Below are 12,188 nucleotides of genomic sequence, written 5' to 3'. Positions count from 1 at the left end.
TGTTCGTTTAACGTCTACAAAAGCTTGCCTCTTGGCAAGCTTTTTTATTTTCAGAAGACCGAAGTATTTGATATTATATGAAAATAGCCAATATCTGTGACTCTGTCCCCCATGATATTTTGAAGGAAATCTTATGTCATCATTACAAGATCAATTATCTAATCTCGTTTATTCAACCGATGGCGGTCGTGTAAAAGAAGAAAAACCAGAAATGGATATTACCCCTTCAGACGGCTTTGCCCATGTACGCCGTGAAACCAAAGGTCGTAAAGGTAAAGGCGTGGTAACAATTACAGGTTTAGGCTTAGACGCTAAAGCATTAAAAGCGTTAGCAAAAAAGCTAAAGCAAACCTGTGGTACAGGTGGTACTGTCGTTGGTGAGATAATAGAAATTCAAGGTGACAAACGTGATGTAATTAAAACCGTTTTAGAAAAAAACGGCTTTAAAGTTAAATTTATTGGCGGCTGATCAAAGAGTAATTTTTACCATCAATGGGAAATGATCAGATGGCCAACGGTTGTACCACTTCGACTGGATTATTTTAGTAGACGATTCTATCGACACTACTTCATTTAAAAATATATAATCTAAGCGTTTAAACCCCTTGCCAGTAAAATCATGGAACGTATATCCATCCATATCTACATCACTTACTTGCCAACTATCAATTAGTGGAGCATTTGATTCCTTTGCCATTAATTCAGCTAGACCTTTAAATTTGGGTAATGAATTAAAATCCCCTAAGACTACTACTGCTTCATTGTCTTTTTGTTGCTGGTTGATTTGTTGCCTTACAAGTTTTGCCGCTTTAAGATGAAATTTTTGGCTATATCCCCAATGATTATTAACAACAGTGAGTGGTTTTCCTGTTGTTAAATCAATAAATTTTGCTAGGGTAGCATTGCGAATATGCTTATTTCCCCAATGCTTACTTCCAGGGACGTTAGGCGAGTCTGAAAACCAAAAACTGCCACTTACTTCAACATCGAGCTTAAGTCGTTGTTGATTGTAAAAAATATTCGTCGCTTCACCACTTCCATCTTCATTACGACCAGTTCCTATTGACAAATAATGAGGGAATTTTGCTAATAAAAACTGCTTTTGTTCAGACTTCATTTCTTGAAAAGCAATGATATCTGGCTGTTGTTCTTTGAGGACATTGCTCACTAAGTGACGACGTAATGTCCAGTTATTAGGAAAATTATCTGTTGGTACTCGAACATTAAAACTCATCACCCGTAAGACTGCGGGAGAATCAACAGAGTGTTTAAATTCACTATTGCTGCAACCAGAAAGGATCAAACAAACAAGCCAAACTAGTAGTTTGCTATCAAACATAAAACCTTGCCTAATGCTTACACTGATTAATTGAGGGGGTTAAAAAAACATTAATACAACACTATAGCTGATGTTTAAAAATAAGTAGTACCTTGTAATTATATTGCTTGCCAAGTTTTAGATATTAGTACTTTTTCATTTAGTAATATTTTGCCTTCAAATATGTCACCTTGACAGATCATACCAACACCTTTAGGCGTGCCAGTCATCACAATATCGCCATCAACTAAATCAATAAATGATGACAGTTCTTGTAATATTTGATCAGGTTTATACATCATAAGTTCGACCCCACCAGCTTGAATAACTTCACCGTTAATACAAAGCTCAAGTGATAATGACTCATCAATGTTTTCGATAGCAACAAAGTCACTCAATACGGCAGCGCCATTAAATGCTTTAGCCCGCTCCCACGGTAAGCCTTTTGCTTTCAGCTTAGATTGTAATTCACGCTTGGTTAAATCAAGGCCAAAACCAACAGCAACAAACTTGCCATCTTCAACTAAAAAGCACAATTCACCTTCATAGTGTAACTGCTCTTGATGAAAAGCATTAAGCTCAGAAGATATTGCCGAATTTGGTTTATTAAACACCACCATGTCATCGGGTACTTCATTGCCTAATTCATGAATATGGTCAACGTAATTTCGACCAATACACACCACTTTTGATGGGCTAATAATTTGGTTTGCAAAGTTAATTGTGTTCACTAACGGCCTCAGTTATGACTATAAATAAATCTTGGATGAATTCTATAGCAATTTAAATCACTTATAAATTAAAGAATGAAACAGCATTATCACCAAGTATCTTTTGCTTAGAGCTTGCAGATAGTACTTTGTTTTCTCTAACTAAAGTTCCAACTCGTTGCTCACCAAGTGGGAATGGCGAGTCTGAGCCAAGCATAACTCTGTCATCGCCCATAACATTAGTAAGCAATTGCAGCGAATCATCACTAAATACTGCTGAGTCTACATAAAAACGATCACTGTAAGATGATGGTAAGTTAGGACAATCTTGGCGAACAATATCACGATGTTTCCAAGCGTTATCTACTCGACCAATTTGAAAGGCATAGCTACCACCACCATGAGCAAAACAAAGCTTTAAATCTTTAGAAATTCGTTCAAATGCGCCAGAAAGAATCAATGACAAAATAGATAACTGAGTTTCTGCTGGCATAGCTACAAGCCATTGCAACATGTACTTAGGCATACGATCGCCACCCAACATATCCCAAGGGTGAACTAATACTGAAATGTTTTCACTGGCACAGTGCTGCAAGAAGGTAACTAAGCCTTCATCGTCTAGGTTTTTATCACCTACATGATTTCCTATTTGTACGCCAACATGGCCATTTTTAGCCGCGCGACTAACCTCTTCACACGATTTATCAATATCCTGTAAAGGTACCTGCGCCAGCGCTTTCAAACGATTATGATCTTGGCTACACATTTCAAGCGCTAAATCGTTAAATATTTTTGCACATTCATGTGCCTGATAAGCTAGTTTCGCGTAAGAAAACAAAATTGGCGTGGCACTCATTATTTGAATATCAACATTGTCTCTGTCCATTTCGGCTAAGCGAACTGACGAATCCCAACAGGCTTCATAAACAGGGCGAAAATCTTTTCCACCTTGCATAAGCATGGCTTTACCGGGTGTGGTGTGTCTCATTGATGGCCATTCTCCACCACCAAACTTTTCAGCCAGATCTGGCCATTGCTTGGGCAAAAAGTGGGTGTGCATATCTACTACTGGCATGATATTTCCTATTTTACGTTACTATTTCGTTATTTTTATCAAGTCAAAAAATTGACTGTATTTGTGCTATTTACGCCGGATGTATGGCTTCACAGTTTGGACATTTACGTAATGATTCATCTTGAGCAAACGCTTTAAATACTGGCTGTAAATCTTTAGAAATATTCTGCAAGATCATCTCTGCACGGTGCACTAAGTGGTTACATTCCTGGCAATACCATTCAAAAGCATCTTTTGCGCCTGGCGGTCGTTTCGGCTCTATTACCAAACACAAGCTGCCTTCTTGAGGTCGCTGCGGTGAATGACGCACAAATGGTGGTAGTAAAAAGATATCGCCCTCTTTGAGGTGTACTTCTTCTGGACCACTCGATGTCATAATGCGCAAGTAAGCATTGCCTTTAAATTGGTAGAAAAATTCTTCAACCGGGTCAACATGATAGTCATAACGTTCATTTGGGCCGCCAACAACAGTGACCATTAAATCAGCATCTTCCCAAATCAGTTTGTTATTTACCGGTGGCTTTAACAGGTGTTCATGCTCTTGCAACCACTGTTGAAAATTGAAACCACGTAAGCTGCTGACACTGTCTATTAATTCGTTACTCATAGTTAATTCCTAAATATGTTTTAAATATTTGCTAACGCCCTTTTTATAAGGGCTTGTAAGCAACTACTTTTATTTCTATTAACAAATGCGGGTGAGGCAATTGGTGCACGGCTACCGTTGTTCTGGCAGGGCCTGACTCATCAAAGTACTCGCTGTACACTTGGTTATAACCGGCGAAGTCATTCATATTTACTAAGTAGCTGCTTACTTCCACTACGTTCGATAAGTCAGCACCGGCAGCGACTAAAATATCGCTGATGTTGTCAATTACGGCTCTGGTTTGCGCCTTAATGGATAAATTAGTAGCGCCCATTTCATCAACGTCAACGCCAACAAAACTGTTATCGGGTAAACGTGAACTCGTGCCTGATACATAAATGAAATCGCCAGCGCGTTTAAAGTGAGGAAACTTGCCTCTTGGTTTAGCTTTGCCTTTAATGACTTGGCTGTCGTTTAAGTTAGTATTTGTAGTCATAAGTAGAACCTTAATATTGAAAGCTGGTGAACTAGTTCGCAGCAACAGTAAATTCAGCAACGCCTAATTTTTCGCAATGCAATTTAATGTGTACGCCTGGTTTAATTGGCTGGGCCGCAGTTGCTGCGCCAGCTAGTACAATTGAGCCGGCCGGTAATACTTTTCCAGCTTCGCCGGCAACTCGAGCAGCGGCGGCCAAAGAACGATATGGGTTGCCTAAAATGGCTGCACTTGAGCCAATTTCAACGGCAGAACCATCAAACTCCATCACCATGCCTAAATTGGAAATATCACCGCCCGCTTGTTGCCATGCGCCTATGGTGAAACCAGAAGATGAACAGTTATCGGCAACAACATCCTCCAGGGAAAACTTAAAGTTGTCGTAACGTGAGTCTATAATTTCAAGTGCTGGAGCAACCGCTTCTACTGCAGACATCACTTGCGTTAGCGTCAAATTGCCACTAAGCGGTTTCTTTAACAAAAAGGCTATTTCTGGCTCTACTCTGGCGTGGATAAACTTGCTTATTGAAACTTCTCCGCCCTCTTCGATAAACATTTCATCGGTTAACGGCCCCCAAATAAGATCATCAACCCCCATTTGGATCATTTTCGCTCGACTGGTAAACCCCATTTTGATGCCAACTTGCTGCTCTCCACGCGCTAACCTACGTTGCAAGGACTCATCCTGTACTTGATAGGCTTCAACAAGGCTTAGTTGGTGACCTTGCCCCGACAACTGCGCAATTGCAGTAGCATTAAACGCGGCGTCATCAACTTGTTTGGCTAAGCTGGAAATTTTTTGCTCAAAGGTTAGATCAGTCATGGTTATGCTCTCTGCTTAATAATGTTTGCTTGTTGTTTTTTCTGCTTTAATAAATCTAAAGCAACATCAACGATCATATCTTCCTGGCCACCAACCATTTTGCGGTTGCCAAGTTCTACTAATATTTCACGGGTATCTAAGCCGTATGTTTTTGCCGCATGCTCAGCGTGTCTTAAAAAGCTTGAATACACTCCGGCATAACCCAGCGATAATGTCTCGCGGTCAACTTGCACCGGTCTATCTTGTAATGGTCGAACTAGCTCATCAGCTGCGTCCATTAAGGTATAAAGATCAGTTCCGTGGTCCCAACCTAATCGTTCGGCAGCGGCAATGAATACTTCCAATGGTGCGTTACCAGCTCCAGCTCCCATACCCGCAAGTGATGCATCGATACGAGTTACACCATGTTGTGCAGCTACAATTGAGTTAGCTACGCCAAGAGATAAGTTATGATGAGCATGAATACCAAGTTCGGTTTCAGGTTTTAGCACTTTTTTATAGGCTTTTGCCCGAGTAGCAATATCATCCATATTCATCGCGCCACCAGAATCAGTAATGTATACACACTGAGCGCCGTAAGACTCCATTAGCTTGGCTTGTTCTGCCAGTGCTTCAGGTTCACTCATATGTGACATCATTAAAAATCCACAGGTATCCATACCAAGCTCACGAGCATATTCAATGTGCTGTTTTGCTACATCGGCTTCCGTACAGTGGGTAGCCACGCGCACAGAGCGCACGCCACTGTCCCATGCCCATTTCAAATCTTCTTTAACTGCAATGCCGGGTAAAATTAAGGTAGTTAACTTTGTGTTTTCAATTACATCATTAACGGCTTCAATCCATTCTTTGTCAGTATGAGCACCAAAGCCGTAATTAAAACTAGAGCCTCCCAGGCCATCACCATGTGCTACTTCAATGGCATCAACACCGGCTTTATCTATGGCTTTGGCAATTGCTTGTACATGATCAATTGAATAATTGTGACGTATTGCATGCATGCCATCGCGTAATGTCACATCTTGAATGTATAGTTTTTTCGCCGCAGCGCTCTCAGTCGAATGAACAGTAGAGTGAGTCATAATAAATCCTTAAGCTGGTACGCCGGTTGTTTGAGCATTGATGAACTTACATTCGGCAATGCGCTCGGCAGTACCTTGCGCAGCAGATGTCATGATGTCTAAGTTGCCCGCATAGGCAGGTAAATAATGAGCAGCGCCTTCTACTTCTAAAAATACTGAAGATTTAAGGCCAGAAAAGTCGCCGTAACCAGGAATGTGCAGTGGTGCATCTTTTTCAAAACGTTCAAATTGCACCTGTTGTTTTAATCGATAGCCGGGTACATAAGACTGAACCTTAGCAACCATTTGCTCTATTGATGCTTGAATTTGTGCTTCACTGGTATCAGCATCCTCAGGTAATTCGCTAAGTACTAACACGGTGTCGCGCATCATCATTGGCGGCTCTGCAGGGTTCATAATGATGATTGCTTTACCTTTTGCCGCGCCGCCAACTTGTTCAATGGCACGAGACGTAGTTTGAGTAAACTCATCTATATTGGCGCGCGTGCCAGGGCCTGCCGATTTTGATGATATTGATGCGACAATTTCAGCGTAATGTACTTTTGCATGTTGGCTAATTGCCGCAACCATAGGGATAGTTGCCTGGCCACCACAAGTCACCATATTTACGTTGCCTTGGGTAAGGTTTTCATCAAGATTTACTACTGGCAATGTATAAGGGCCAATGGCAGCAGGGGTTAAATCAATGACTTGTTTATTATATTTTTGCAGCACTTCATTATGATGTTGATGTGCTTTTGCCGACGTGGCGTCAAACACGATTTTAATGTCAGCAAACTCTGCTAAATTAACCAAGCCATCAATTCCTTGATGAGTTGTTGCTACGCCTAAACGTTTCGCTCTGGCTAAACCATCTGAATCTGGGTCAATGCCAACCATTGCAGCCATTTCTAAATTATTAGAAGTGCGCAATATTTTGATCATTAAATCGGTACCAATATTACCTGAACCAATAATTGCTACTTTTACCTTTGAATTAGTCATTAGAAGTATCCTTGCTTTGGTTTTCGGCAAAGGCAACTCGTACTGAGCCTAAACCAGATATACGAGTGTCAATTACATCGCCAGGTGCCACTTGCACCATAGGGCCTAATGCGCCAGTTAAAATAATGTCGCCAGCTTTTAGTGGTGTGCCGTTTTCAACAAATGTTTTTGCCAGCCAAACTGCAGCATTCAATGGGTTCCCCAAACATGCCTGCCCTGCTCCGGTTGACACTTGCTCACCACGACGCTCCATTACCATGCCGCATAAACGCAAATCTAAATCAGCTAAAGCAACGGGTTTGCTACCCAATACAAATAAACCTGAAGAGGCGTTATCAGCAATGGTGTCAACAATATTGATATTCCAATCTGCTATTCGGCTGCCAACAATTTCAATGGCTGGCAAGGCATAAGCGGTAGCATTAATGATGTCGACAACGGTTGGATTGTCTACATCAATATCCGTTTTTAGAACTAGTGCGATTTCAGCTTCAACCTTTGGTTGCAGTACTGCATCTATAGCAACAGTTTCGCCATCACCAATAAACATATCGGCATACAACACGCCAAAGTCGGGTTGAGCAACACCGAGTTGGCACTGTACGGTTTTTGAGGTTAAGCCAGCTTTTACACCAACAGTGCGACGCCCAGACTCTTGCCAATGATGACGATTAATTTGCTGAACAGCGTAAGCAGAATCTAGGCATTGTTCGGCTAGTAAATCGCGAACTGGTGCACAAGGAATTCCCGTTTCATGCGCTTTTCGAATATTTTCAGCCGCTTTAATTACGTTTTCGTCTTGGCTTAATTTTGTTGTATTTGATGTCATTATAATTTCCTGACTCATTAAATTTTTAGTAAACAGTAGTACTTAGTCTCAAAGGTCTAGCAGTACTAAAGCTTGATACAAATATTGGTTGGCTCAGAATAGAAATTAAGAGAGTGCACGCCACCTTCTCGGCCAACTCCTGATAACTTCATGCCGCCAAACGGTGTTCTTAAATCGCGTAAGTACCAGGAATTCACCCAGCAAATTCCAACATCCATTTGGCCTGCTACGCGATGAGCTCGTTGTAAATTAGTCGTCCACACTGTTGCCGCAAGTCCGTAGTCGCTATCGTTAGCCATAGCCACAGCTTCATCTTCATGATCAAACGGAGTAATGTGACAAACAGGGCCAAATACTTCTTCTTTTACAATTTTGCTTTGCTCAGACAAACCGGTGAAAATTGTTGGCTGTACAAATGCGCCATTATCACGGGCATCGCCAAATGTTGGTGCTTTGCCGCCGGTAACAATGGTAGCGCCGTCATCAATCGCACCTTGGTAATAAGCAAGAACCTTGTCGCGATGTTTATGTGAGATCACAGGTCCCATATCAGTAGCTTCATCTAGAGGCCAACCAATATTGAGGGCTTCTGCTTTTACTTTTAACGCAGCGACAAACTTGTCAAAAATAGAACGATGTACGTATAAACGCTCGGTGCATAAACAAACTTGCCCGCCGTTGGTAAATACAGAACGCGTAGTACCTGCAACAGCTTCTTCAAAATCACAATCTTCAAATATAATGCCGGCATTTTTACCGCCAAGTTCGAATGACAATGCTTTAACACCATCAGCAGAAGCTTTCATAATTGCTGAGCCAGTGCTCGACTCTCCGGTAAAAGTAACGGCATCGACACCTTTATGAGTTGTTAAAAATTCACCTGCAGATTTATGACCAAAGCCATGTACCAGATTAAACACACCATGAGGGATACCCGCGTTGTGCATTACCTCTGCAAGTAGTGTTGCAGTTGCCGGTGTTTCTTCAGATGGCTTGGCTATAATTACGTTACCGGCAGCCATTGCTGGGGCAAGTTTCCAAGTCATTAATAAAAGCGGTAAGTTCCAAGGAGCAATAACAGCAACCACACCAAGTGGTTTGTTAACCGCATAGTTCAATGCGCCTTTGCCATCAGGGGTGTCAGTATGAAAACATTCTGTTGATTGTGATTTCACCATGTCGGCAAAAATTCTAAAGTTTGCAGCGCCGCGAGGAATATCAATAGTGCGGGCTTGAAAAAAAGATTTTCCGGTATCAGCCATTTCAGCGGCAACAAAATCATCAAAGCGCTCTTCAATGCCGTCGGCAACTTTATGCAACAATGCACAGCGCTGCTCCAAAGATAATTTACCCCATTCACCATGAAGTGCTGCTTGTGCAGCATTAACAGCTTGGTCAACCATAACTTGATTGGCTTCAGCAACTTGATTAATAACTGTGCCGTCAACTGGGTTCACGTTATCAAATAGCAGTTCGCTACTAACAAATTCGCCGCCAATGTAATTTTTTAAGACTGAACCTGCATGAGGTATAGGGTTGTTCATAGTTAGTGCTCTTTATGGGCAGTATTTTTCAATACCCCCACTTTATTAAACCAAGACATAATATAAAAATAATATTTACCACCTCAGCTATAACAAAAAAGTTATTACTGAGAGCGTTTATTCTCTTTGAAAATCAAGTAAAGCTATGTTCGAATAACAATCAGAAAGACAATTAACGTAATCGTAAAACAAACGTTTGAGGTTTAATGGATAGCGCGTTTTTACTAGTGCAAAGGAATTTAATTACTAGATCAATCGATGTAATTAACACTTTGATCAAGTAAAAAATTTGCACATTTTCTTAGGATTTTTATTCCTTGATAGAGAAAGTAGCAATTTAAGGCGATTCAATTTTAGTCAAAAATATAGTCTTGACAGTCACCATGTATACAATTACGTTAATTTGCATACATAAAAACAGATGAGGTTCATATGACGAGCGAATATGTAAAATCACCAGAAATGGATAAAGCAATGCAAACAAATAAAATATTTTATGGCTGGTGGGTAGTGATCGGAACCATTATTGGGTTATCACTTGGCTATAGTGTTATAGCGATGTCTTTTGGTACCTTTATCAAAGCGTTTGAAACAAGTTTCGGCTGGACCCGAGGGCAAATATCATTTGGTCCTACGATTATTGGTATCACGGCTATCGTGTTTTTCCCTTATGTCGGTCGAATGATAGATAAACACGGCGTTAAAAAAATATTGGTGCCTTCAACATTCTTATTTGCCCTCACCATAGCGTCAATGTCACTACTTACCCCGTCAATTTGGCACTTATACGCTATGTGTGTTGTTATCCCATTACTAGGCGCAGGTACAGCTCCGTTAACCTATTCAAAATTATTAGTAAGTTGGTTTAATAAAAAACGAGGCCTTGCTTTAGGTATTGGCTTAGCAGGTGTTGGGCTAGGTACTACGATGGTGCCATTAATTGCTTCTTACTTTATGGAGCACTATACCTGGCGTGAAGCTTACCTTGCTATTGGTGTACTTATCTTAGTTATTGCCTTGCCTATTTGTAAGTTTGTTTTTAAAGATAAACCCAGTGATATAGGTTTATGTCCAGACGGATCAACTGATGCTCCTAGTGCACAACAAACTTCTTTCTCAAAACCAAATTCACAATTAATGGGTTACACCACGAAAGAAGCAATTAAGCAAAAAACCTTCTGGTTGATGTTTACTTCATTTTTAATTACTGGTCTTTGTACTTCAACGGTCTTAGTACATTTAATTCCGATGATGACTGACCGCGGTATGAGTATCAAAGAAGCGATTGGCACTTTTGCTTATTTAGGCATGTCGATTGTCGGTGGCCGATTACTCGCTGGCTATTTAATGGATAAGTTCTTTGCTCCTTATGTGGTTATCGCATTTATGTTCGGGCCTGTCATCGGCCTTGCTTTATTTGCCATGGGTGCGACTGGTTTTGAAGCCGCTATTTGTACCGCATTAATTGGTATTGCCATTGGCGCTGAATTTGATGTGATGGCGTACTTTACTAGTAAGTACTTTGGTCAACGCTCATTTGGTGAAATCTACGGTTATAGTTATTCAGGCTTTAAACTTGGTGCAAGTATAGGTCCTTTAATCATGGGCTTAACATACGATGCAGTGGGGCGTTATACCGAAGTTTTATGGGCAATGTCAGCGATTATGGTTCTCTGTTGTGTCTGTATATTGATGATGGGTAAGTACCCTGAGTTGCCAGTTCGTAAAGTTAAAAGCTAATGATCCAACAATGTAACTCCCTAGGACTAGCAGTATATTTTTAATTGCTGCTGGTCCGCCCAACTATCGTGTATACAATTTAAGCACTAAGAACACAGTGGTAATAACAAGTTAATAAGTAACTAAGGTTTTAATAACCAAGATTGAAGATTTAATTATGAAGACAAATTTAAAAGTAGGCATTGCAGGTTTTGGCACTATTGGCCAAGTAGTAGGCCAGGCATTAGATAACGGTATAGATGGTTTAGAATTAACCGCTATTACGTCAGGAAATTTAGATAAAGCTAAACAGAACCTAAGCGATTATAAGCAACCCGTTGCAGTAGTTGCCGCAGATGAGTTAGCTAATATTGTTGACGTTATAGTTGAATGTGCACCAACCTCAGCGTTTATGAATGTGGCAAAGCCTATTTTAAAACAAGGTAAAATATTAGTTACCGTAAGCGGAGCAGCAATACTACAAAACCCTAGTATTGTTGATGTTGCTAAAAATAATAGCGGTCAAATCATCTTGGCAACTGGCGCCCTGTTAGGCCTTGATGCAGTTAGAGCTGCAGCTGAAAGCACCATTCATTCAGTAACTATGGTTACCCGAAAGCCACCTACATCTCTGATTAAGGCGAAATACATCGTTGAAAATAACATTGATATCTCTAATTTAACTGAGCCTCTACAAGTATTTAAAGGCAGCGCACGTGAAGGAGCAGAAAAGTTTCCATCAAACGTTAATGTTGCAGCGGCTTTAGGTTTAGCAGGTGTTGGTGCAGATAAAACCCAACTTGAAATTTGGGCTGACCCAACAAAAACCAGAAATACCCATTACATCAATGTAGATGCCGACAGCGCAAGCTTTGCCTTAACCATTGAAAATGTACCAACCATTGAAAACCCTGGTACCGGCCGTATTACCGCATTAAGCGTAATAACCGCCCTGAGGTCCATTACTAGCCCGCTACGAGTTGGCAGCTAAGCATTAATAGAACATTCAATTTAAAAATTTA

The 12,188-nt window shown here is 40.8% G+C and carries 13 protein-coding genes; 3 read left to right on the top strand and 10 right to left on the bottom strand.

Annotated features, from left to right (window positions below):
• Positions 1-133: 133 nt before the first annotated feature.
• Positions 134-469 carry an SUI1 family translation initiation factor gene (locus RI845_RS05160; RefSeq protein WP_348388680.1) on the top strand — a complete coding sequence of 112 codons (336 nt, stop codon included), beginning with the start codon at positions 134-136 and terminating at the stop codon, positions 467-469.
• Here RI845_RS05160 and RI845_RS05155 read toward each other — a convergent pair whose 3' ends face one another.
• The 10 genes from RI845_RS05155 to RI845_RS05110 all read right to left on the bottom strand — a co-directional run bounded on the left by RI845_RS05155 (position 470) and on the right by RI845_RS05110 (position 9,447).
• Positions 470-1,339, bottom strand: a complete 870-nt coding sequence (locus RI845_RS05155) for an endonuclease/exonuclease/phosphatase family protein (RefSeq protein ID WP_348388679.1) — start codon at positions 1,337-1,339, stop codon at positions 470-472.
• A 98-nt stretch (positions 1,340-1,437) separates the two neighbouring features.
• On the bottom strand, positions 1,438-2,049 hold the full coding sequence (locus RI845_RS05150; protein WP_348388678.1) for a fumarylacetoacetate hydrolase family protein: 612 nt from the start codon (positions 2,047-2,049) through the stop codon (positions 1,438-1,440).
• 61 nt (positions 2,050-2,110) lie between these two features.
• Positions 2,111-3,103, bottom strand: coding sequence for an amidohydrolase family protein (locus tag RI845_RS05145; protein ID WP_348388677.1), 993 nt, complete (start codon positions 3,101-3,103; stop codon positions 2,111-2,113).
• 70 nt (positions 3,104-3,173) lie between these two features.
• Positions 3,174-3,710, bottom strand: a complete 537-nt coding sequence (locus tag RI845_RS05140) for a 3-hydroxyanthranilate 3,4-dioxygenase (RefSeq protein WP_348388676.1) — start codon at positions 3,708-3,710, stop codon at positions 3,174-3,176.
• 43 nt (positions 3,711-3,753) lie between these two features.
• Positions 3,754-4,185, bottom strand: a complete 432-nt coding sequence (locus RI845_RS05135) for a RidA family protein (RefSeq protein ID WP_348388675.1) — start codon at positions 4,183-4,185, stop codon at positions 3,754-3,756.
• A 31-nt stretch (positions 4,186-4,216) separates the two neighbouring features.
• On the bottom strand, positions 4,217-5,008 hold the full coding sequence (locus tag RI845_RS05130; protein ID WP_348388674.1) for a 2-keto-4-pentenoate hydratase: 792 nt from the start codon (positions 5,006-5,008) through the stop codon (positions 4,217-4,219).
• 2 nt (positions 5,009-5,010) lie between these two features.
• Positions 5,011-6,090 (bottom strand): 4-hydroxy-2-oxovalerate aldolase, encoded by a 1,080-nt coding sequence (gene dmpG / locus RI845_RS05125; RefSeq protein WP_348388673.1) that lies wholly within the window; start codon positions 6,088-6,090, stop codon positions 5,011-5,013.
• Positions 6,091-6,099: 9 nt separating this feature from the next.
• Positions 6,100-7,074 carry an acetaldehyde dehydrogenase (acetylating) gene (locus RI845_RS05120; protein ID WP_348388672.1) on the bottom strand — a complete coding sequence of 325 codons (975 nt, stop codon included), beginning with the start codon at positions 7,072-7,074 and terminating at the stop codon, positions 6,100-6,102.
• Positions 7,067-7,903, bottom strand: a complete 837-nt coding sequence (locus tag RI845_RS05115) for a 2-keto-4-pentenoate hydratase (protein ID WP_348388671.1) — start codon at positions 7,901-7,903, stop codon at positions 7,067-7,069. The genes RI845_RS05120 and RI845_RS05115 overlap by 8 nt, the downstream gene beginning before the upstream one ends.
• A 65-nt stretch (positions 7,904-7,968) precedes the next feature.
• On the bottom strand, positions 7,969-9,447 hold the full coding sequence (locus RI845_RS05110) for a 2-hydroxymuconic semialdehyde dehydrogenase (protein WP_348388670.1): 1,479 nt from the start codon (positions 9,445-9,447) through the stop codon (positions 7,969-7,971).
• Between the two features lie 432 nt (positions 9,448-9,879).
• Between RI845_RS05110 and RI845_RS05105 the strand changes: the two genes are divergently transcribed.
• Both RI845_RS05105 and RI845_RS05100 read left to right on the top strand, forming a co-directional pair.
• Positions 9,880-11,187 (top strand): MFS transporter, encoded by a 1,308-nt coding sequence (locus tag RI845_RS05105; RefSeq protein WP_348388669.1) that lies wholly within the window; start codon positions 9,880-9,882, stop codon positions 11,185-11,187.
• Positions 11,188-11,344: 157 nt separating this feature from the next.
• Positions 11,345-12,157: an aspartate dehydrogenase gene (locus RI845_RS05100; RefSeq protein WP_348388668.1), complete on the top strand. Its 813-nt coding sequence runs from the start codon at positions 11,345-11,347 to the stop codon at positions 12,155-12,157.
• Positions 12,158-12,188 lie beyond the last annotated feature (31 nt).

Source organism: Thalassotalea nanhaiensis, from assembly GCF_031583575.1.
GTDB classification, from domain to species: Bacteria; Pseudomonadota; Gammaproteobacteria; order Enterobacterales; family Alteromonadaceae; genus Thalassotalea_A; species Thalassotalea_A nanhaiensis.
Note: the sequence above shows the minus strand (reverse complement) of the source record. Positions and strands in the feature narration are given on the sequence as shown.